This window comes from Streptomyces sp. NBC_00670 (assembly GCF_036226765.1).
Lineage (GTDB): Bacteria > Actinomycetota > Actinomycetes > Streptomycetales > Streptomycetaceae > Streptomyces.
Map to the genome: position 1 here is coordinate 1569196 of NZ_CP109017.1, position 21568 is coordinate 1590763.

The following is a 21568-nucleotide window of genomic DNA, read 5'->3' on the forward strand; positions in this document are numbered from 1 at the left end:
CGTGGACTATGTGGACTATGGCGACAAGCTCTTCTGGCTCTCGGTCGTGATTCAACGCAAGTACGCGCAGATCTGCGCCGGGTTCGACCTGACCCCCTTGCAGGCCACACTGCTCTGCGCGGTCAGGAACGAGCCGCGGCGGATGGCCGACCTCGCCGCGGCGTTGGGTATGACCAAGAACGCGTTGAGCCAGCTGGTCGACCGCACCGCGCGGCGCGAGTTGGTCGGCCGGACAAGCTCGGCGCAGGACCGGCGGGTCGTCATGCTCAGTGCGACACCCACGGGAAAGGTGCTCGCCGAGGCCATTTACGCCGAGATCGCCAAGCGCCTGCCCGAGATCGCGAGGAACCTCGACCCCGACGACCAGCGCGACTTCGCGCGCGTGGCCACCGCCATCGTGGACACCTCGGACCTCTCCGCACCCACCTCGGACCAGCCCGTCACCCCGTGAGGTCCCGCCGCACCCGCACGCACCCTTGACACTGTTCATGCCGTGAACTAATTTCGTTCACGCCATGAACTACTGAAGGGTGGCAGCGATGAGCACACAGACGACCGGCACGATCGCGGTCTTCGGCGCGACGGGGCAACAGGGCGGGGCGGTGGTCGACGCGCTGCTGGACCACAAGGCGCGGGTACGGGCCCTGGTCCGCGACCCGCGGTCCGACCGGGCTCGGGCGCTGGCCGCCCGCGGCGTCGAACTGGCGGCCGTCCGGGCCGACGACCCGGCGTCGACTGCCGCGGCGCTGGCGAGTGTCGAGGGGTTCTCCTTCATGACCCCGGAGGCGAACAGCCTCGAAGAGGTCGAGGCGGAGATCCGCGTCGGTACCGCGCTCGTCGACGCGGCGGTCGAGGCGGACGTCCCGCACGTCGTGTTCAACTCGGTCTTCGGGGCGGACCGGGAGTCGGGTGTGCCGCACCACGACTCGAAGCACTCGATCGAGGAGTACCTGAGGAAGTCCGGCCTCAGGGCCACGATGGTGCGCGCGACCGCCTTCATGGAGAACTTCACGAGCGTGATGGCACCGAGCCTGGAGCACGGGGAGATCGTGCTGAGGCTGCCGCTGCCGGAGGACGCCCCCCTGAAGATGATCTCGGTCAGGGACATCGGCCGGGTCGCCGCCGCGCTCCTGCTCGACCTCGCGGAGGCGCCCGGCGGAGCCGTCGAACTCGTCGGCGACGAGCTGACGGGTCCCGAGATCGCCGCGGCGTTCGGCGCGCGCGCCGGGCTCCCGGCACGGTACGAGGCCCTCCCGTTGAGCGTGCTTCCCACCGACCTCGACAGGGTGATGTTCCGCGAGTTCGCGAAGGCGGCGGAACACCCTTCGGACCCCGCGGTGGTGCGCTCGATCGAGCCGGCCACCCTGGACCTGGCCGCATGGATCCGAGCCACCGGCTGGACCGCGCCCACGAACGTGGCTGTGTCCTGAGCCTCCGGGCGCCGGCCTACGCCTCCGGCCCCCGCACCTCCCGCGCCTCCCGCACAGGCTCCGGCGCCGGCGAAGGAGCCGCAGCAGGGGGCGGCGCCGCCCCTTGCTGCGCCTTCTCCAGGAACCGCAACAGCTCCACCGGGAAAGGCAGCACCAGCGTCGAGTTCTTCTCCGCCGCCACCGCCACCACCGTCTGCAACAACCGCAGCTGCAACGCCGCCGGCTGGTCCGCCATCTGCGCCGCCGCCTCCGCCAGCTTCTTCGACGCCTGCAACTCCCCGTCCGCGTTGATGACCCGCGCCCGCCGGTCCCGGTCCGCCTCCGCCTGCCGCGCCATCGACCGTTTCATCGTCTCCGGCAGGGACACGTCCTTGATCTCCACCCGGTCGATCGTGACCCCCCACTCCACCGCCGGACTGTCGATCATCAGCTCCAGCCCCTGGTTGAGCTTCTCCCGGTTGGAGAGCAGATCGTCGAGTTCGCTCTTGCCGATGATCGACCGCAAGGAGGTCTGCGCCATCTGCGAGACCGCGAACCGGTAGTCCTCGACCCGGATGACGGCCTCGGCCGCCGAGGTCACCCGGAAGTACACCACCGCGTCCACCCGCACCGTGACGTTGTCCCGCGTGATCCCTTCCTGCGCGGGAATCGGCATCGTCACGATCTGCATATTGACCTTGTGGAGCTTGTCCACGAACGGAACGATCATCGTGAACCCGGGCCCGCGCACGTCGGACCGCAGCCGGCCCAGCCGCAGGACCACACCGCGCTCGTACTGTTTGACGACCTTGGCCCCCGCCATCAGGTAGACACCCGCGGCGCAGACGAAGGCCACGCCCGCCGTCACCAGTTCCTCGACCATGTCGGCCCCCTCGGGTCCGCAGCGAGGGTGCGCCGCGGGGGCGTGTCGGGGCCGCCCGCCCGCACCTGGTCCAACCTCACGGTAGCTCCGGGACGGACACCGGGGCGAGCCCCCGTACGCCACGGCGTACGGGGGCCCTCACACGGCCGGCACCACAGGGAACCGGATCAGTACACGTGCACCCCGTACGCGCTCAGGGCCTCGGTCACCGGCTGGAAGAAGGTCGTACCGCCGGAGCTGCAGTCGCCGCTGCCGCCGGAGGTCAGACCGTAGGCGACGCCGCTGTTGGAGTACAGCGAACCGCCGGAGTCGCCGGGCTCGGCGCAGACCGTGGTCTGGATCAGCCCGGAGACGACGTCGCCGCTGCCGTAGTTGACCGTCGCGTTGAGCGCGGTGACCCGGCCGCTGTGGATGCCGGTGGTGGAGCCACGACGGTAGACGGTGGTGCCGACGGACGGCGTGGCCGCGCTGGTGATGTCCACGCTGCCCACCGTGCCCGACTTGCTCACCGAGCTGTTGGTGTAGCGCACGATGCCGTAGTCGTTGCCGGGGAAGCTGGACCCGGCGGTGGTGCCGAGCGTCGTCGAGTGGGAGGAGTTCGACCACCAGGTGCCCGCGCCGTCGGTGCAGTGCCCGGCGGTCAGGAAGTAGTAGTTCCCGCTCGAGTCCTGCACGTTGAAGCCGAGCGAGCAGCGCCAGCTGCTGGCGTAGATGGCGTCGCCGCCGCCGATCAGCTTCTTGAACGTGCCGGGGGTGTGCTTGATGGTGAGTGCGCCGGACTCGCTGCCGGCCGCTTGCTTGATCTTGGCTATCTCGGCCTGGGAGACCGTGCTGTCGACGGTGACGACCACGCGGTGGTTGGCCGTGTCGACCGCCCAGGCGGTGCCCGGGACGTTGGCCTCGAGCACCGAGCCGCCGGCCCGGTTGAGCTGGGCGGTGCTGAAGGTGGCGGCGGTGTCGGACGCGCTCGCGCTGGGGACCGCGATCGCGGCGGCGGCCACGAGCGTCGAACCGATGGCGATCAGCCGGGTCCGTCTCGAGATGCCGCTGCTGGGGGTGGTGCGCTTGATCCTCACTTTTCGTTCCTCCATCGGGGGAAGTCGGGGGCCCGCGTGGGGACGGGGCCCGGTGAGGCGCAGCCGGGGACCGACGCGTCCGGGTTGCGAACACGCCGTGTCCCTGACAAGCGCTGTGGGGGCAGTATTCGGTCACCCGGCCGACGGACGCAAGGGCGCCTTTCGGCCGAGCGACGCGGGCGGCCGGCACATGTGTGGATACGGAAGGGACGGCGTGCGCGAACTGTCGTGAACCGGTGTGCGACGCGTGCGGGATGACGGCGCGTCGGGTCAGCGCAGGGTGCGCTCCCCGGCCGCGACGGCGACGTCCAGCGTATTGCCCGGCGGCGGGAGCGGACAGAGGAAGTGGGAGCAGAAGGCGCACGGCGGGAGGTGCGCGCGGTTGAAGTCCACCGTCGTGCTCCCCTGCGCGTCGGGCGCCGGCGCGCGCAGGAACCGGAAGCGGTAACTCGCGCCGTCCGCGCCGGTGGTGTCGGTGAAGACGGCCCGCAGCGAGCCGTCGTCGCGGACCGAGACCTGGAGGGTGAGGTCCTGCCCGTCGAGCGTGAAGGCGAGCACCCCGCCGAGCCGCAGCCCCCGGTACCGGCCGTCGGCGTTCTCCACGCGTACGGTCCGGGGGGCGCCGTACGGGGTGAAGTGGCCCGGCACCGTCCAGCGCGGGTCGTACGGCGTGGCCTCGATGCCGCGGAATTCCCGGCGGGCGGGGGCGGCCGGGTCATACACGCGTACGCCCCAGTCGTCCTCGCGGACCAGCACGACCAGGCGGCGCTCGCCGTGCGCCACCCGGGCCGCCTCCGCCGGTCCCGGGTCGGCGACCAGGCGGATCCTGCCGGTGAAGGGCTCCCCGTCGACCGACAGCCCGTCCTCCGCGCGCGCGGTGAGCACGACCGCGTCCTCCTCGGCCGACCAGCGGCCGGGGGTGTCCGGAATTCGACCGTCCGGAAAGTCCTCGATCCAGTGGGTGCCGGTCAGCGCGAGGGGCCCGTAGGGGGCCGAGACCGTCTCCAGACGGTGTTCCTGCCACTGCTTCCACACCTCGGGTGCGTCCGTCGTCATGCGGACAACCCTTTCATATGCGTGCGAAGTTGCCCGGCTGCGCCCATACCGGTTTTTGGAGATCTTCAGGGGCGAATCGGTCCCGTCGCGCCCTCAGCCGCAGTCGCAACAGGAGCAGCACTCACAGCACTCGCAACAACTGCACGCCTCACAGCAGTCGCAGTCACAGTCGCAGTTGCTGAGGCACCCCTCCCGCTTCTTGCGCGACCAGGGCCCCTCGTACTCGTCGGCGCAGCACACCTGGCAGGTGCAGCACAGCCCCGTGGCGACCGCGCACCCCGCGAGCCAGCCCCGCTTCTCCGGCGGCCGCGGCGGCTCCGGCGGCCCGAACGGCGGGGGCCCGTACGGGGACCGCGGCGGGCCGTAGGGCGACTGCGGTACCCCGTGCGGGGGCTGCGGCGGGCCGAACGCCCCCCGCGCCTGGCCACCGTGCCCGCCATGCCCGCACGACTCCGTCCCGAACGCCCGGTCCACCGAGCGCGGCAGTTCGTGCACGAGCAGCAGGTGCGCCAGCGCCGGATCGGTGAACTCCACCTCGCGCAGCGCCAGCCGGATCCCGTGCAGCGCGTCGTCGGCGAGCCGCCGGGCCTCGGCGGCCGGGGTGCCGGTCGCGGTGAGCGGGTTCCACGCGCCGGTGGCGGCGTCCTGGACCTGGTCCTCGACCGCGTCCAGCAGATGCGCGAGCCGCCCGAAGAGCCGTCCCGCCTCGGCGAGGGGCTCCGCGTTGGCCGGGCGCCCGGCGAGCAGCGCGGTGTGCGCGAACGCGGCCGCGGTGGCCGTCTCGGTGGGCTCGGTGACCGTCAGCAGGGGCGTGCCGGGCCCGGCGAGTGCCTCGATGCCGGCCTGCCGCTCCACCGCGTCGACGAGCAGCGCGGTGTCGAACCCGACGTCATGTCCGCTGCGGGCGCCCGCGCGCCCCCAGCTCGCGGCGACCCGGCGGGCGGCGACGGCCACCGGCCGGCGGGCCAGCAGCCCGTCCCCGTCGGCGACGTGGTCGCGCACCTTGGCGGAGGCGAGGACCAGTGAGACCGCGGCGGCGAGCCGGGCGCCCTCGCCGCGGGCGACGGACGCGGTCCGCATGCCGCGCAGCGGACAGGGCCCCGCGGTGCGCCGCGCCGTGGCGGCGGGCGCGGACTGAGCCTCCGTCAACACCGATATGAGAAGGCCGTCATAATTTGTCGCGACCCTCGCGAATTGTCCGTGGTCTTGGCGCAGTGCCAGGCACAGCCCGCACAAGTGCGCCATCCACTGATTTCTGAGCCCCTCGCTCAGCCGGTGCCGGCAGGGGCGAACGATTCCGAACACGACACTTCCCCCGGTGGTGTGCACGATGTGGAGCGGAAACCGGAAAAACGGCGTTGAGCTGCGGCATCGTACCGGTTCAAGGTCTCTTCCGGCCCTGCTCCGGACGGGATTCACGCGCTCTTCGGGGGCGCCGTGTCGTTCACTCGTCCGTATCAGCCGTCACCCGGTCGCCGTGAAGAATCATATTTCACTTCCAGTCAGCACCCGTTTGTGTCGCGACCCTTGGGAAACGCGGGCTCTCGACGAACGCGCTCTGCACCAGTACCGTCACGAAACCCCCGCGCGACGTCTATCCCCTTGGCGCTCCCTCCGCATCATGGTCGACCATGGGGATGCGGAAGGCAGGCAGGACCGCTGTGAAAGGAGGCGTCCATGGGATCGGTGCGCAAGGCGAGTGCCTGGCTTGGCCTCGTCGACGACAACGATGACGAGCGTTACTACGACGACGACTACGCCGAGGGTCAGGAGTCCGGCGATGCCTGGGTCACCGACCCCCGGGTGAAGGTGGCCTCCGAGGCGGCCGAGGACAGAAGCCGCCGGATCGCCACGGTCACCCCGGACAGCTTCCGGGACGCCCGGGCCATCGGCGAGCTCTTCCGGGACGGCGTCCCGGTCATCATGAACCTCACGGGCATGGAGCCCGCCGACGCCAAGCGCGTGGTGGATTTCGCGGCCGGGCTCATCTTCGGCCTGCGCGGCTCCATCGACCGCGTCTCGACCCGGGTCTTCCTGCTGACGCCGGCGGACACGGAGATCGTCAGCGGTGAGGCGATGAGAGGGCCGTCCGACGGCTTCTTCAACCAGAGCTGAGGCAGGGCCGCTCACCGGCGCCCGCGCCCTTTCCGGTGTTCAGGTCACCGGAACGCGTCCAGACCGGTGAGCGCCTTGCCCAGCACGAGCTGGTGCATCTCGACGGTGCCCTCGTAGGTGAGCACCGACTCGAGGTTGGTGGCGTGCCGCATCACGGGGTACTCCAGCGAGATCCCGTTGGCGCCCAGGATCGTCCGGGCGGTGCGGCAGATCCCGAGGGCCTCGCGCACGTTGTTGAGCTTGCCGAAGCTGACCTGCTCGGGGCGCAGCCGGCCGGCGTCCAGGCGCCGCCCCAGGTGGTGGGCGAGCAGGATCCCCTTGTGCAGTTCGACCGCCATGTCGGCGAGCTTGGCCTGGGTGAGCTGGAAGCCCCCGATGGGCCGTCCGAACTGCTCGCGCGTTCGCGCGTACTCCACGGCCGTCTCGAAGCAGGAGCGGGCCGCGCCCATCGCGCCCCAGACGATTCCGTAACGGGCGTGCGACAGACAGCTCAGCGGGCCGCGCAGCCCGGTCGCCTCCGGCAGTACGGCGTCGGCGGGCAGCCGTACGCCGTCCAGGACGAGTTCGCTGGTGACGGAGGCGCGCAGCGACCACTTGTGGGTGATCTCGGGGGCCGAGAAGCCGGGGGTGCCGGCCGGGACGAGGAAGCCGCGGATGCCGTCCTCGGTCTGGGCCCAGACGACGGCGACGCCGGCGACCGAGCCGTTGGTGATCCACATCTTGCGGCCGTCGAGGACCCAGTCGGTGCCGTCCTTGCGGGCGTGGGTGCGCATGGCGGCGGGGTCGGAGCCGTGGTCGGGCTCGGTGAGCCCGAAGCAGCCGATGACCTCGCCGGTGGCCATCCGGGGCAGCCAGGTCTGCTTCTGCTCCTCGGAGCCGAAGCGGTGGACGGCGTACATGGCGAGGGAGCCCTGGACGGAGACGAGGGAGCGAATGCCGGAGTCGGCGGCCTCCAGTTCCAGGCAGGCGAGGCCGTACTGGACGGCGCTCGCGCCGGCGCAGCCGTAGCCGGTGAGCGACATGCCGAGCGCGCCGAGGGCGCCGAGTTCGCGGGCGAGCTCCCGGATGCCGGGGAGTTCGCCGTTCTCGTACCACTCGGCGATGTGGGGTGCGATGCGGCGGGCCGTCCAGTTGCGGACGGTGGCCCGGACGGCGAGATCCTCCGCGGAGAGGAGGTCGTCGAGGCCGAGGGGGTCGGTGGGGTCGAAGGCGGGGGGCTTGGCGGACGCGGACACGGGCTCCTCCGGCGACGAAAACTAGCAACGCTAGGAAACAGGTACGGCACGTTAACACCAGGCGGCACCACCCGCGTGGGGGTGAGGCGCGGAAGAGCTCGGGGCGGGTGGGTTGATCGGCGGGTGCGGGTCGAGTGTGGCCGGTCGCGCAGTTCCCCGCGCCCCTTGAAAGCCGGGGGCGCCCCCAGGCTTTTAGGGGGCGCGGGGAACTGCGCGAGCAACCACGACGCAGCCGCAGCCGCCGCACCGCAGAAGCCCCCGAGCTCTCCCGCGCCTCACCCCACCCACCGAGCCTCCGGGGTCCAAGGGGCAGCGCCCCTTGAAGGGACGGGAAGGGTAGGGGCGGCGGGGGCGAAGAACCCTCCCCCGGCCCCTCTACGCCGACACCCTGGACGTCTCCACGCCACGCGGTGCCGGCACCGCACCCTCCGGCACCGCACCCTCCGCCGGCGTCTCCGCGCACTGCATCGCCCGCGGCAACCGCAACGCCATCACCGCCCCGGCCAGCAGCAACCCCGCGCTCACCAGCAACGTCACATGCAACCCATGCACGAACGAGTGACGCGCGGCCTGCCGCAGCAGCTCACCCCGCTCACCCCCGAGCCGCCCGGCCACCGCATACGCCTCCCCCAGCGAATGCCTTGCCGCCGCCGACGCCCCCGCCGGCACCCCCGGCACGGACGCGAGCCCCGGCGCGTACGCCGCGTTCATCACGCTCCCCAGCAGCGCGATCCCGATACCCGCACCGAGCTGGTACGACGTCTCCCCGATCGCCGCCGCACCCCCCGCCTGCTCCACCGGCGCCTCGCTCAGCATCGACTCGTACGCCCCGAACAGCGTCGTCTCCAGACCGAACCCGAGCAGCAGGAACGCGCCGAGCAGCAGCCCGGGCTCGTCGTGCCCGCCCATCACGGTGAGCGTGAGCACCGCGCCCGCGGTGAGGCAGAACCCGGCGGCCACGGTGCGCCGGGGCCCGAAGCGGTGCAGCAGCCGGGAGCCCAGCAGCCCCGCCGCCATCGCCGCGAAGGTCAGCGGCAGCAGCCGCAGCCCCGTCTGCAACGGCGACAGCCCCAGCACGAGCTGCAGATACTGCGCCGCGATCAGCTCCAGGCCCACCAGCGCGAGCATCGCGAGCACGATGCACCCGACGGACGTGCTGAACGCCGTACGGGCGAACATCCCGAGGTCGACCAGCGGATGCGCCCTGCTCCGCTGCCGCCGCACGAACAGCACCAGCAGCACCGCCCCGGCCAGCAGCGGCACCAGGGTGAGCAGGGACAGCGGCGGCTCCCCGCCGCCCAGCCGCTTCACTCCGAACACGGTGCCGAACAGCCCGGCGGCGGCCATGCACGCGCCGCCCACGTCCCAGGGCCCGTCGCCCTCGCCCCGCGACTCCGGCAGCAGCGCCCGCCCCACCGGCAGGCTGACCAGCATGAGCGGGATGTTGACGAGGAAGACCGAGCCCCACCAGAAGTGCTCGAGGAGGAAACCGCCGAGCAGCGGTCCGACGGCCGCGCCGACCGCCGCCACCGCGCTCCACACCCCGATCGCCAGCGCCCGCTCCCGCCGGTCGGGGAAGACCTGGCGGAGCAGGGAGAGCGTGGCCGGCATGATCATGGCGCCGCCGACGCCGAGCAGGGCGCGCGCGCCGATGAGGACGTGCGCGTCACCGGCGAAGGCCGCGATCGCCGAGGCGAGGCCGAACAACGCGTAGCCGAGCAGCAGGACGCGTCTGCGGCCGATCCGGTCGCCCAGCGTGCCGAACAGGATCAGCAGCGAGGCGCAGACCAGCGGATAGACGTCGACGATCCAGAGCAGTTCGATCGCGCCGGGTTCGAGGTCCTCGGTGACGGCCGGTACCGCGACGTGCAGCACGGTGGCGTCGACGGCGACGAGCAGCAGGCTGACGCAGAGGACGACGAGGACGACCCAGCGGTTGGCACCCGCCCCGGGCTCCCGACGGCATCGCACGGCGGCCGTGGTCGTCCCGGACATGTACGTACCTCCCAGATGGTTCCTCGCATCGGCGGATCCACGGGGTGGGGACGTCCCCGCGGGGCTGCGGCCCGAGGGAGTGGTGCTCCGTGGGGCCCACGCAACGATGCGAGTGAGCCGCCAGAGTACGCGAGTTCCGGCCGGTGGCCAGTGGCGGACCCCTCACGTTCACGCGTGATGCGTGTGGTGTACACCACGCTCTCGTGCGGCTGAGGGGGCGAAGGGGCCCGGCCGGTCCCGGCCGGCGTCGATAATCGAGCGCGTGACCGATCTTGCTCTGCGTACGGTGCCGACACGGTTGGAGGGGCGGCTGCCCGCCCTGCTCGGGTACGCCGCCGTGCGCGCGCTGGGCCTGCTGGCGCTCGCGCTGGTGAGCGCCGCGCACGGCGCGGACCCGCGCACACTGCTGTCCGCGCGCTGGGACTCGCTCTGGTACACCCGGGTCGCGGAGCTGGGGTACGGCTACGAGGTGCGGCTGCCCAATGGCGACGTCCACTCCAACCTCGCCTTCTTCCCGCTGCTGCCCTGGCTGGAGCGGCTCGGCGCGGCCCTGACCCCGCTGTCGTACGCCGACGCGGGGCTGCTGGTGAGCGCGCTGGCCTCGCTCGCCGCGGCCGGCGGCATCCAAGCCGTGACGGCGCGGGTGTACGGCGGGCGGGCGGCCCTGTGCGCGGTGCTGCTGTGGGCGGTGCTGCCGGTGGGGATCGTGCAGTCGATGGCGTACAGCGAGTCGCTGTTCACCGCGCTGGCCGCCTGGTCGCTGTACGCGGTGCTGACCGGCCGCTGGGCCGGTGCGGGCGTCCTGGCCCTGCTGGCGGGGCTGACCCGGCCGGTGGGTCTTGCGGTGGTGGCCGCGGTGTGGGCGGCGGCGGCCGGGTCCTGCCTGCGGGAGCGGCGCGAGGGCGGGGCCGGTCCCCGCGTTCCGGCGGCACGGCTGCTCGGGGTGGTGCTGGCGCCGCTGGGGGCGGCGGGTTACGTCCTGTGGGTCGGGCACCGCACGGGCGGCGGGCCGTTCGGTTACCTCGACGTCCAGGCGGGCTGGCGCAACGGCTTCGACGGCGGGTACGCCTTCGCCCGCTTCGTCGGCGACAAGTTCACGTCGTTCCCCGCCGCCCTGGCCGGTCTGGGGCTGCTGGTCGGAGTCGCTCTGGTGGTGTGGCTGTACGTGACGTGCGTACGGCAGCGCCAGCCACTGCCGCTGCTGGTCTACGCGGGGGTGGTGACCGCGCTGGCGCTGTGCGCGTCGAGCTACTTCGGCTCCAAGCCGCGGCTGCTGCTGCCCGCCTTCCCACTGCTGCTGCCGCTCGCCCGGGCCCTGGCCGCCTGGCGTCCGCGCAGGTCGGCGACGGTGCTGGGGGTGGTCGCGGTGGCGTCCGCGGTCTACGGGGCGGTGTGGCTGAACGGTTCCGGGCCGCCGTGACCGTCCCTCGGGCCGCCCCGACCGGCCTCGAACGGCTCAATGAGCGCCCGGGGAATTCCGGCCGATGATTCGGTGAACGAATTGAATACGGGCGCATAACCGGAACGCCCGAAGATCAAAGGAAATGAAGGGGAGACCGGGCTTCCGATCAGGAATTACACAGAAAATAAGCCTCCGCTGAGAGGAATCCCACATCACATCGTCATCACAAACCCGGTGATAGTGCGGGGACGGCAGCTCACTCGCTGTAACGTCGATTGAGTGCGTACCGAAGCAATGCTGACCCGTCTGGACGGGCTGTTCGCGCGGCTCGACCGTGAGCCGGAGCGGCCGGTCCACATCGACGTGCCGAGGATGAGCCGGCACCGCGTGGTCCTCTTCGCCGGGACGCTCGCCTTCTACGGGGCGATCGTGTGGGCCGTGGTGATCACCTCCTGGCTGGTGCGGCTCGACTGGCAGGTCATGTTCTTCCGGCCGTACCAGCAGTGGCCCGAGATCCACGCGTTCCTGGACTACTACGTGGTGCTGGGCCAGCGCGGCCCCACGGCGGTGATGGTGGCGTCCTGGCTGGGCTGGCGCTCCTGGCGGCAGCACACCCTGCGCCCGCTGCTCACGCTGGGCGCGGCGCTGCTGCTGCTGAACGCCACGGTCGGCGCCGCCAAGTACGGCATGGGACGGCTCGGACCGCACTACGCGACCGCCATCGGCTCCAACGAGATGTGGCGCGGCGGCGACATATTTCCCTCCGGGCACACCGCCAACGCCGTGGTGACCTGGGGCATCCTGGCCTATCTCGCCTCCACCCCGCGGGCCCGGCGCTGGCTCTCCGCGCTGTCGGCGGTGACCTCGCTCGGGGTCGGTCTGACCACCGTCTATCTCGGTACGCACTGGCTGAGCGACGTGGTGCTGGGCTGGACGGCAGGGCTGCTGATCCTGCTGGGGCTGCCGTGGTGCGAGCCGCTGATCGCCCGCGCCGAGGCGTTCATCCTGGACCTGCGGGACCGCTGGCGCAGCCGCCTCCTGGGCCCCGCACCGGCGCCGGCGCCCGCCGCGCCCCCTGCTCCGGCTCCGGCCGCCTCCCCCACCCCGGTCGCCCCGGTGGCCACTCCGGCGCCGCAGGCGGCCCGTACGGCCGACGAGATCGATCCCCCGGCCCGGGAGACCGTCGCCACGCGCGCGTCCCGCGCACCGGCGTACCTGGCGCCGGGGCCGCACACCGCGCGCTCCGAGCGCACGCCGGTCACCCCGGCGGGCAGCCGCCGCCCGCCGCACTCGGACCGCTCGCCGCGCGCCGCCGCCGGCTCGGCCCGCCCGCTCGGCGGCAACTGACCGTAACGGGGCGCGGGGCGACCGGCAGGGGCCCGGGTGCTCAGCCCTTCCAGCAGCGCGTCACGGTGCCGTCCGCCACCTCGAAGTTCAGCCGTCCGGCGCGGTACTCCATCGTGATGACCGTGCCCGGCGCCAGGGACCGCACGGTGGTCCAGCCGCGCTCCCGGGCCAGCCGCTCGGCCTGCGCCGCCTCCTGGCCGACGTACGCCTCCGGGGAGTCGTGGGGTTCCGCGGGGGGTGTGGGAATGGGTGCCATACGGCCACGGTAGGCGGCGCCGTCCGTCCGGGGGAAGCGGAGGCCGTGCCCAGGAGAATCCGGCCGGGCCCTCCGATGCCGACGGCCCCTGACGCTCCGTACGTTCCCCGCCGGTCACGCTTCTGTCACAGGACAACGACACGCGTTTCGGCCCAACCGGTTCACTCGAACGAGCGGTTTCACAGCCTTCGGGCCACCCGTCGAACGTAATTCCGCACCGACTTCCGCGATGCCGGGGCCGCCCCCGAAAAGCCATTCGGAATACCCGCACGGAAGTACGGGCACCACCCCCGCCGCACGCTTTTTCCCGCCGATACCGCGCTCCGCCGCGGAACCCGGCACGCCATGGGAAATACACGGTTCCCGCACAGGACCGCCGCACGCCCCCTGTCGCGGCCGGGGGCGGCGCGCCATCATGGCCGTGCTCGTGGACACCCCGCGCGAGCACCACCGGCCGGGGCGGCGGGCACGGCAAGCCCGGAGCGCGACGGCGGAGGGGCAGGCGAATGGGGACGCAGACCATGGCCGCGGTACGGCGGCCGGCGGGGACGGGACGGACGCCGGGGCGGATCGCGGTGGACTGGCTGACCACCACCGACCACAAGAAGATCGGCCACCTCTATCTGATCACGTCGTTCGTGTTCTTCCTGGCCGGCGGGGTGATGGCGCTGCTGATGCGCGCCGAGCTGGCCCGCCCGGGGCTGCAGCTGATGAGCAACGAGCAGTACAACCAGCTGTTCACCATGCACGGCACGATCATGCTGCTGCTCTTCGCGACCCCCACCTTCGCGGGCTTCGCCAACGAGATCATGCCGTTGCAGATCGGCTCCCCCGACGTGGCCTTCCCACGGCTGAACATGCTGTCCTACTGGCTGTTCCTGTTCGGCGGTCTGATCGTGCTCGGCTCCCTGCTCACCCCCGGCGGGGCGGCGGACTTCGGCTGGTTCGCCTACGCCCCGCTCAACAGCATGGACCGCTCGCCCGGGATCGGCGCCGACATGTGGATCATGGGCCTGGCGCTGGCCGGGTTCGGCACGATCCTGGGCGCGGTGAACTTCCTGACGACGATCGTCGGGATGCGGGCGCCGGGCATGACGATGTTCCGGATGCCGATCTTCACGTGGAACATCCTGTTCACGTCGATCCTGGTGCTGATCGCGTTCCCCGTGCTGGCGGCGGCGCTGCTGGTCCTCGAGGCGGACCGGCGGTTCGGGGCGCAGGTGTTCGCCTCCGCCAACGGCGGGGCGCTGCTGTGGCAGCACCTGTTCTGGTTCTTCGGCCATCCCGAGGTCTACATCATCGCGCTGCCGTTCTTCGGGATCATCACGGAGATCATCCCGGTCTTCAGCCGCAAGCCGGTCTTCGGCTATCTCACGCTGGTCGGCGCCACCATGGCGATCACCGGCCTCTCGGTGATCGTGTGGGCGCACCACATGTTCGCCACCGGCGGGGTGCTGCTGCCGTTCTTCTCCTTCATGAGCTTCCTGATCGCGGTGCCGACCGGGGTGAAGTTCTTCAACTGGAGCGGCACCATGCTCAAGGGCTCGCTCTCCTTCGAGACGCCGATGCTGTGGGCGGTGGGCTTCCTGGTGTCGTTCCTCTTCGGCGGGCTGACCGGCGTCATCCTCGCCTCGCCGCCGCTGGACTTCCATGTCACCGACTCGTACTTCGTCGTCGCGCACTTCCATTACGTCGTCTTCGGCACGGTCGTCTTCGCGACGTTCGGGGGGTTCTACTTCTGGTGGCCGAAGCTGACGGGGAGGATGCTCGACGAGCGGATCGGGAAGATTCACTTCTGGACGCTCTTCGTCGGGTTCCACACCACGTTCCTGGTGCAGCACTGGCTGGGGGCGGAGGGGATGCCGCGGCGGTACGCGGACTATCTCGCGGTGGACGGCTTCACGTGGCTGAACACGATCTCGACGATCGGGGCGTTCCTGCTGGGGATCTCGACGGTGCCGTTCCTGTACAACGTGTGGCGGACGGCGCGGTACGGGGTGCGGGTCCAGGTGGACGATCCCTGGGGGTTCGGGCGGTCGCTGGAGTGGGCGACGTCGTGTCCGCCGCCGCGGCACAACTTCCGGGCGCTGCCGAGGATCCGTTCGGAGTCCCCGGCGTTCGACCTCCACCACCCGGACTACGCGGCCCAGGCCCCCCAACCGGAGCCGCGCGCCCACCAGTCGACCACCGGGTGAGTCGCCCGCCCACCACCCGCCTGCGGGCCGCTCACCCGGCCGACGGTTCGCTGCCCCCGCGGCGGAGCCGCGCAGAAGACGCAGCCCCGCGCCCCAACGGCGCACCCCCGGCGCGGTCCCGCTGTTCTACGTGGTCGGCGTCGTGGTGAGGGTCAGGTCGTTGGAGGGGGTGTAGGCGGGGATTATGTGGAGTTTGGGGGTATTGGGGGGGTAGGCCGTGCCGGGGTAGTGGAAGATGTCGTGTTTGTCGGGGACGTCGTCCAGGAGGCGGGACAGACGGACGCGGGGGCCGGTTTCTCCGGCCGGCCGGAGCCAGAGCTTCCAGACGCCCTGCGTGAGCGCCGCGTAGTCCACCACGCACACGAATCCCCCCGGCACCGACCGCTCCGCCGTCACCTCCGCCCGCAGCACCGACTCCCCCGCACCCAGCTCGACGTACGCTCCCTCCCCGAGCCCGGCGCCATAGAGCCGGCCACGAACCATCAGCCGCGTGTCGTCAAGGGTGAGTTCGCCCGCCTCCGCGTGCGGCCCCCGCAGCCAACTGCGCACGCTGAGATTGCCGTGCTTCGTCGCGTACGGAATCCGTACCGCGATCCGCGCCGCGTCCGGACTCGGCGCCCGGTCCACCAGCGCCCGCAGATCGTTGACGCCGGGAGTCAGCCGCCGCGCCCGCGCGTCACCGATCCGCACCTGCGCGTCCCACCGCCCCTCCGCCAGCTCCACACTGCTCGGCAGCACCGCCCGCAGCCGCCCTCGCGCGACCGGCGTCAACGGCAGCCGCACCACGTCGTCCTCGGCGCCCCGCCTGACCAGGACGAGGTGCGCCGGACCGCTCTCACCGCCGTCGAGGACGTCGAAGGTCAGCCCGCCGGCGGAGTCGGCGATGCAGTCGGCACGCGGGGGCAGGATGGCGTCCTCCTCGGACTGCGGGGATCTCAGGGGCCGGTCGTCGGCCAGCGGCTGCGTCATGACGTGTGTCCCTTCTGCCGCCAGGCCGCGTGTCCGGCGTCGCGGACGGCGTAGGCGCTGCCGAGCAGGGCCGCGCGCGTACGGTGTAAAGAGCCGCGCATCCGGCCGCCCAGCGAGGCGCCGGCGCGGGCACCGAGGTCGGTGAAGAGCGACTCGTACCGCTCGGCGATCCGCGCGGGGTCGAAGCGCGCGGAGTCCTCGAGCGCGGCGTGCGACATCCGCTGCCGCAGCTCGTCGTCGTTGATGAGGCCGAGCAGCCCGGAGGCGATCGCGTCCACGCTGCCCACCTTCACCAGCCGGCCGTCGACGCCGTCGGAGATGATCTCGCCGGGGCCGTGCGGGCAGTCGGTGGAGACCACCGGCAGGCCGCAGCGCATGGCCTCGACGATGGTCATGCCGAAGGACTCCATGCTGGAGGTGACCGCGGCGAGGGAGCCCTTGGCCCACTCGGGCTCGATGGGGTGGGCGGGGCCCATCAGATACACGTGGTTGTACAGGCCGAGCTGGTCGATCAGGGCGCGCAGCTTGTCCTTCTGCTTGCCGCCGCCGTAGATCCGCAGCCGCCAGTCTGGACGTTCGGCCGCGACCTTGGCGAAGGCCTTGATGAGCAGGTCGTACCGCTTGACCGGGGCGAGCCGGCCGGCCGCCACGACCCACTTGCCGGAGCCGTCGGCCGGTTCGATGCCGGGCGCGGGCACCGGGTTGGGCACGGCCTGCACCCTGACCCCCGGGAGCCGCATCTTGCGGCGGTAGGAGCGGGCGTCGGCCTCCGTGGTGGTGGTGAGCGCGTCCAGCCTCGGGTAGACGCCGCGCAGCGCGAGCCGCAGCTGGGGCGAGTGGTTGTCGAGGGTGAGGTGCTCCTGGCCGACGCGCAGCGGGCCGCGCCGGGTCTGCCGGGCGAGGTGCACGTTGAGCCCCGGGCGGGTGCCGACCACCACGTCGGCCTCGACGGAGGCGAGGTGTTCGGCGATGCGCCGGTCGGTCAGGGCGCTGTACTGCTCGTAACGGCCCTCGGCGCGCGGGAAGACCTCGGCGGGCCGCTGCCGTTCGGGGTCGTCGGCGTCGGCGGTGTCCCGGCGCAGGTCGACGAGGTGACGCACGCGGACACCCTGGCCGGGGGCGAAGACGGGTTCGTCCCGGTGGCGGAAGACGGAGACTATTTCCACGTCGTGCTGCTCGGCCAGGGTGGACGCGAGGTTGTACGTCGTACGGATCGTCCCGCCGATCCCGTACGCGTTGTGCAGAAGGAAAGAAATATGCATGCGTCCCTGTATCCCCTGAGTTCCCCTGGCTCGTCCGCCTACTGCATGGTTAGACCCACCGCCGCGGAAAGGGGTTGGGCTCCCTCACCATCTTGTTCCAGAACGGATGCGCTATTGATAACCCGTTCGTGGAACCATTTGCCCTGTGCAAGCGTCACGGGCGGTAGGGGAACTCGGGGGTATACGAGGGAACGTGGGGTTCCGGATCAGAGAGCGAGCCGCTGACCGGGGACGATCACGTCGGGGTCGGCGCCGATGACGTCCTTGTTGGCGCTGTAGAGCCGCCGCCAACTGGTGCCGTGCCGCTGCGCGATACCGCTGAGGGTGTCGCCGGTGCGGACGGTGTAGTCGCCGTGGGCGCCGCGCGAGGCACCGCGGTCGGTGTGCGCCGCCGCCGGGCGTTCGGGGGCCCGTGCCGGCTGCCGGGACGGGGCGGACTCGGGTGCCGCCCGATGGCGGGAGCCGTTCGAGGCGCCGTCGGCGCCGCCCACCCCGCCGCCCGGGGCGGTCCCGGTGGCTCCCGCGCGGGCCGAGCAGACCGGCCAGGCGCCCCAGCCCTGCGCCCGCTGCACCTTGGCGGCCACCGCGATCTGGGCCTCCCGCGAGGCCCCGTCGGCGGTGGCGGCGTACGCGGTGCCGCCGTAGGCGCGCCAGGTTCCGGCGGAGAACTGCAACCCGCCGTAGTAGCCGTTGCCGGTGTTGATGTGCCAGTCGCCGCCGCTCTCGCACTGGGCGATGCGGTCCCACACTCCCGCGTCGGCCGCGGCGGCGGTGCCGGTCGCGGCGAGCAGTCCGGCCGGGGCGAGCAGCGCCGCTCCGGCGAGGACCGCGGCCCGGCGCGCCGTACGTGACGTGCGCGGCGCACGCGGCGCACGGTCCGTGGCCGGCGTCGTACGGGCCTTGTCAGGACGGGAGTTGTCGGCACATGCGGACATGTAGTTCCCTCTCGGCATACCCGGGGTCCCCCGGACGCCGCACGGCGCGCCACGTGTCGTACGCGGTCGTCGTGCGCCGCCCCGTCCGTCGGTGTGGTGCCCCGGACCGTCCTCCCGGTCCGGCCGGCGGACGTGCCCGGGCGGTGCTCGTTGCACACGGCGGAGGAATGTAGGGAGGACGGCGGCCCGGCAGCAACAGCCGGCCCGTACGGCCAGGCCACACAGCCGTTACTTCCGGTAGCGGCGTTTTCCGGACACCCACTTCATTCCCTGATTTCCGGATTTGTCGACCGTGCGACGAGGTGGCCTGTGAGCCACCTCACCGCGTCAACTTCCCTGACAGTCGGCGCAGTTGACGGGGAGTGACGAATTCCGGGGACGCTCTCACCCTGTGCGTCGGTTGGTTCGATTCCGTTCGCCGGCGGGCGTGACTCCGGCCACAGGTCCTCCGTTGTGTTCTTCATGAGCCGGGCCCCCGGCTCATGGCCGGGAGCCACCCGGCACCGTCACGCACGCATCCCGAGGGAGCCACCCGTGCCGCGCATGCTCGATGTCAGCGACGACGTACGCGCCGAGATCGGCGACGAAGAGGCCGAACGGCTGCTCGCCGGAGAGAACGCCCCCGGCGGGTACGACTGCACGTCGTGCCGTACCCCGGGCGACTCCGAGCAGGAGCGCACGAGCACCGTCCTGTTCATCGGCGAGGAGACCGCCGTCCTCGCCTTCGCCCACGCGGGCTGTCTGCCGTCGCAGGTCGTCAAGGTCACCGAGGAGCAGTTGCAGGGCGCGGTCCGCTCCATCACGGCGGACTCGGCGGCGGGGCAGGCCGGGCAGGCGGCGCAGGTGCCGGGGGCGGCGGCGCCCGAGCAGGCGGTGCTCGGGGTCACCAGCGGGCTCGTGCTGATCGCCGGTGAGCTGCATCCGGCGCTGGTCGTCGAGCCGACGGCGCCGATCGCGCGGCCCGGGGCGACGGGGGCGGGCGACGACTTCCTGCCGCTCCTCATCGAGCAGGGGTTCATGCCGTTGACGGCGATCGAGACGGCGCCGGGGGTGCTGCACGGGTGGTCGGTGCTGCTCGCGATGGGGCGGCTGCACGCGGTGCTGCAGCCGGGGCCCTCCGGGGGATCGCCGGTGGCGTGGTGGCAGGCGCACCAGCCCTTGCAGGTGACGGAGGGCTGGCGGACGGCGGCGGGCAAGCACCAGCAGGTGCTGCTGTTCGCGGCGCCGGTCGGATCCATCGGCCGGCAGCCGAGGGAGGACCTGCTGCGGGATGCGCTGGACCGCGCGGCGGCGGAGGGCAAGCTGGTGGGCGCGGCCCTGCCCCTGGCGGGCACCTGACGGTTCCTTGCCGGCCGGCCGGGGGCCCCGGCGCGCCCTCGGCGGTTCAGGAGGTTGGCCCCCTAAGGGTGGGAGTGGGGGGAAATGGCGCATCCTCCGGGTGCGCCGCGTCGTTGGCAGTTACGTGCACGCATATGACGCCCCCCGCCGCCCCGCCTTCCGCCCCGTTCCGGCCGCCCGGAGCGCGGCGGACGCCCCCGGCGGTTCCTCGGCCACGCCGATCTACGACGCGCTCTACGCCGAGTACGTCAGGTCGTACCGGGCCCTGCCCGGCGACCGCACGGGCGAGGAGGAGTTCCGCTTCACCGGCTTCGGCGACGCCTTCCACCACCGCACCGGCACCTACCACTCCCCCACCCACGGCACGTACGGCGCCTTCAGCGCCGGCGCGCACGGCGCACGCCGGGCCGCCGCCGCGCAGCAGACCCACTCCGGCACCGCCGTCTGGCAGCCAGGCACCCCCCGGCACTCCACCGGCATGCACCACGTCCCGGCGGCCCTCCCCCCGGCCCCCCGCCGGGCCCCCTGACGCAACGCACACGGGCGGGCGGCGGCGGCCGGGACAACCCGACCGCCGCCGCCCGCCCGCCCGTCACTTCTTCTTCGCGCCGCGCTTTTCCCGCACCCGCACCGAGATGTGGATCGGCGTCCCCTCGAAGCCGAACTCCTCCCGCAGCCGCCGCTCGATGAACCGCCGGTACCCCGCCTCGATGAACCCGGAGGCGAACAGCACGAACCGCGGCGGCTTGGTGCCCGCCTGGGTACCGAAGAGGATGCGCGGCTGCTTGCCGCCCCGGATCGGGTGCGGATGCGCGGCGACCAGCTCGCCGAGGAACGCGTTGAGCCGCCCCGTCGGCACCCGCGTCTCCCAGCCGGCCAGCGCGGTCTCGACCGCGGGGACCAGCTTCTCCATGTGCCGCCCGGTGCGCGCCGAGACGTTGACCCGCGGCGCCCACGCCACCTGGCCCAGCTCCGTCTCGATCTCCCGCTCCAGGTAGTAGCGGCGCTCCTCGTCGAGCGTGTCCCACTTGTTGAAGGCGAGGACGACCGCACGGCCGGCCTCGACCGCCATGGTCACGATCCGCTGGTCCTGGACCGAGATGGACTCGGACGCGTCGATCAGGATGACCGCGACCTCCGCCTTCTCCACCGCGGCCGCGGTGCGCAGCGAGGCGTAGTAGTCGGCGCCCTGCTGAAGGTGGACCCGCTTGCGGATGCCCGCCGTGTCGACGAACTTCCAGGTCACACCGCCGAGTTCGATCAGCTCGTCGACCGGGTCGCGCGTGGTGCCCGCCAGTTCGTTGACGACGACACGCTCCTCGCCCGCCACCTTGTTCAGCAGCGAGGACTTGCCGACGTTGGGCCGGCCGATGAGCGCGATACGGCGCGGACCGCCGATCCCGGTCCCGCCGAAGGACTCGCGCGGCGCCTCGGGCAGCGCCTCCAGGACCTTGTCCAGCATGTCGCCGGTGCCGCGGCCGTGCAGCGCCGAGACCGGGTGCGGTTCGCCGAGGCCGAGCGACCAGAGGTAGGAGGCGTCGGCCTCGCCGCTCGGGCCGTCGACCTTGTTGGCGCACAGCACCACCGGCTTGCCCGCCTTGCGCAGCAGCCGGACGACGGCCTCGTCGGTGTCGGTCGCGCCGACCTTGGCGTCGACGACGAAGACCACCGCGTCGGCGGCCTCGATCGCGTACTCGGCCTGCGCGGCGACGGAGGCGTCGATGCCGAGGACGTCCTGCTCCCAGCCGCCGGTGTCGACGACCTTGAAGCGGCGGCCGGCCCACTCCGCCTCGTAGGTGACGCGGTCGCGGGTGACGCCCGGCTTGTCCTCGACGACCGCCTCGCGGCGGCCGATGATCCGGTTCACCAGTGTCGACTTGCCGACATTGGGGCGGCCGACGACGGCGAGGACCGGCAGCGGGCCGTGCCCGGCCTCCTCGATCGCGCCCTCGACGTCCTCGATGTCGAAGCCCTCTTCGGCGGCCAGCTCCATGAACTGCGCGTACTCGGCGTCGCCGAGCGCCCCGTGGTCGTGCTCCTCGCCCGAGCCCTCGGAGTGGATGTGGTCGTTCATGAAGTCCGTACCTCGTTCATC

At 72.2% G+C, this 21568-nt stretch carries 19 protein-coding genes; 8 read left to right on the top strand and 11 right to left on the bottom strand.

The features are described 5' to 3' along the window. The first annotated feature begins 1 nt into the window (after nt 1). Together OIE12_RS06995 and OIE12_RS07000 are read left to right on the top strand one after the other, a co-directional pair. Nucleotides 2–451, top strand: coding sequence for a MarR family winged helix-turn-helix transcriptional regulator (locus OIE12_RS06995; RefSeq protein WP_329132829.1), 450 nt, complete (start codon nt 2–4; stop codon nt 449–451). Between the two features lie 88 nt (nt 452–539). Beyond that, nucleotides 540–1430 carry an NmrA/HSCARG family protein gene (locus tag OIE12_RS07000; RefSeq protein ID WP_329132830.1) on the top strand — a complete coding sequence of 297 codons (891 nt, stop codon included), beginning with the start codon at nt 540–542 and terminating at the stop codon, nt 1428–1430. 16 nt (nt 1431–1446) lie between these two features. Here OIE12_RS07000 and OIE12_RS07005 read toward each other — a convergent pair whose 3' ends face one another. From OIE12_RS07005 to OIE12_RS07020, 4 genes are all read right to left on the bottom strand, one after another. Further along, complete coding sequence (locus OIE12_RS07005) at nt 1447–2292, bottom strand: slipin family protein (protein ID WP_329132833.1); 846 nt, start codon at nt 2290–2292, stop codon at nt 1447–1449. Nucleotides 2293–2459: 167 nt separating this feature from the next. Continuing rightward, nucleotides 2460–3368 carry a S1 family peptidase gene (locus tag OIE12_RS07010; RefSeq protein ID WP_329132835.1) on the bottom strand — a complete coding sequence of 303 codons (909 nt, stop codon included), beginning with the start codon at nt 3366–3368 and terminating at the stop codon, nt 2460–2462. A gap of 270 nt (nt 3369–3638) precedes the next feature. After that, a complete protein-coding gene (locus tag OIE12_RS07015; RefSeq protein WP_329132837.1) occupies nt 3639–4424 on the bottom strand; it encodes a DUF1684 domain-containing protein in 786 nt (261 codons plus the stop codon). 93 nt (nt 4425–4517) lie between these two features. Continuing rightward, nucleotides 4518–5729, bottom strand: coding sequence for a DUF5685 family protein (locus OIE12_RS07020; protein ID WP_329132839.1), 1212 nt, complete (start codon nt 5727–5729; stop codon nt 4518–4520). A gap of 372 nt (nt 5730–6101) precedes the next feature. Here OIE12_RS07020 and OIE12_RS07025 point away from each other — a divergent pair, with 372 nt between their 5' ends. Next, nucleotides 6102–6539: a cell division protein SepF gene (locus OIE12_RS07025; protein ID WP_329132841.1), complete on the top strand. Its 438-nt coding sequence runs from the start codon at nt 6102–6104 to the stop codon at nt 6537–6539. 44 nt (nt 6540–6583) lie between these two features. Here the strand turns inward: OIE12_RS07025 and OIE12_RS07030 are convergent, their stop codons facing one another. Both OIE12_RS07030 and OIE12_RS07035 read right to left on the bottom strand, forming a co-directional pair. Then, on the bottom strand, nt 6584–7774 hold the full coding sequence (locus tag OIE12_RS07030; protein ID WP_329132843.1) for an acyl-CoA dehydrogenase family protein: 1191 nt from the start codon (nt 7772–7774) through the stop codon (nt 6584–6586). 375 nt (nt 7775–8149) lie between these two features. After that, a complete protein-coding gene (locus OIE12_RS07035; RefSeq protein WP_329132845.1) occupies nt 8150–9769 on the bottom strand; it encodes an MFS transporter in 1620 nt (539 codons plus the stop codon). A gap of 262 nt (nt 9770–10031) precedes the next feature. On the opposite strand from OIE12_RS07035, the gene OIE12_RS07040 reads away from it, so the two are divergent. After that, on the top strand, nt 10032–11189 hold the full coding sequence (locus OIE12_RS07040; RefSeq protein ID WP_329132847.1) for a hypothetical protein: 1158 nt from the start codon (nt 10032–10034) through the stop codon (nt 11187–11189). A gap of 261 nt (nt 11190–11450) precedes the next feature. After that, nucleotides 11451–12518: a phosphatase PAP2 family protein gene (locus OIE12_RS07045; protein ID WP_329132849.1), complete on the top strand. Its 1068-nt coding sequence runs from the start codon at nt 11451–11453 to the stop codon at nt 12516–12518. A gap of 40 nt (nt 12519–12558) precedes the next feature. On the opposite strand, the gene OIE12_RS07050 is transcribed toward OIE12_RS07045, so the two are convergent. Beyond that, the gene (locus OIE12_RS07050; RefSeq protein WP_329132851.1) at nt 12559–12774 is read right to left on the bottom strand and encodes an I78 family peptidase inhibitor; all 216 of its coding nucleotides are present in this window, start codon (nt 12772–12774) and stop codon (nt 12559–12561) included. A gap of 506 nt (nt 12775–13280) precedes the next feature. Between OIE12_RS07050 and ctaD the strand changes: the two genes are divergently transcribed. Further along, complete coding sequence (gene ctaD, locus OIE12_RS07055; protein ID WP_329132853.1) at nt 13281–14969, top strand: aa3-type cytochrome oxidase subunit I; 1689 nt, start codon at nt 13281–13283, stop codon at nt 14967–14969. A 126-nt stretch (nt 14970–15095) separates the two neighbouring features. Here ctaD and OIE12_RS07060 read toward each other — a convergent pair whose 3' ends face one another. From OIE12_RS07060 to OIE12_RS07070, 3 genes are all read right to left on the bottom strand, one after another. Then, nucleotides 15096–15938, bottom strand: a complete 843-nt coding sequence (locus OIE12_RS07060; RefSeq protein ID WP_329132855.1) for a hypothetical protein — start codon at nt 15936–15938, stop codon at nt 15096–15098. Beyond that, the gene (locus tag OIE12_RS07065; protein WP_329132858.1) at nt 15935–17200 is read right to left on the bottom strand and encodes a glycosyltransferase family 4 protein; all 1266 of its coding nucleotides are present in this window, start codon (nt 17198–17200) and stop codon (nt 15935–15937) included. The genes OIE12_RS07060 and OIE12_RS07065 overlap by 4 nt, the downstream gene beginning before the upstream one ends. Before the next feature lie 206 nt (nt 17201–17406). Further along, nucleotides 17407–18135: a LysM peptidoglycan-binding domain-containing protein gene (locus OIE12_RS07070; protein ID WP_329132860.1), complete on the bottom strand. Its 729-nt coding sequence runs from the start codon at nt 18133–18135 to the stop codon at nt 17407–17409. A 534-nt stretch (nt 18136–18669) separates the two neighbouring features. Here OIE12_RS07070 and OIE12_RS07075 point away from each other — a divergent pair. Both OIE12_RS07075 and OIE12_RS07080 read left to right on the top strand, forming a co-directional pair. Further along, nucleotides 18670–19473, top strand: a complete 804-nt coding sequence (locus tag OIE12_RS07075) for a hypothetical protein (RefSeq protein WP_329132862.1) — start codon at nt 18670–18672, stop codon at nt 19471–19473. Between the two features lie 124 nt (nt 19474–19597). Continuing rightward, nucleotides 19598–20002 carry a hypothetical protein gene (locus OIE12_RS07080; RefSeq protein WP_030381211.1) on the top strand — a complete coding sequence of 135 codons (405 nt, stop codon included), beginning with the start codon at nt 19598–19600 and terminating at the stop codon, nt 20000–20002. A gap of 63 nt (nt 20003–20065) precedes the next feature. Here the strand turns inward: OIE12_RS07080 and der are convergent, their stop codons facing one another. Next, entirely contained in the window at nt 20066–21547 is a 1482-nt protein-coding gene (gene der / locus OIE12_RS07085; RefSeq protein ID WP_329132864.1) for a ribosome biogenesis GTPase Der, read from the bottom strand. Between the last annotated feature and the right edge of the window lie 21 nt (nt 21548–21568).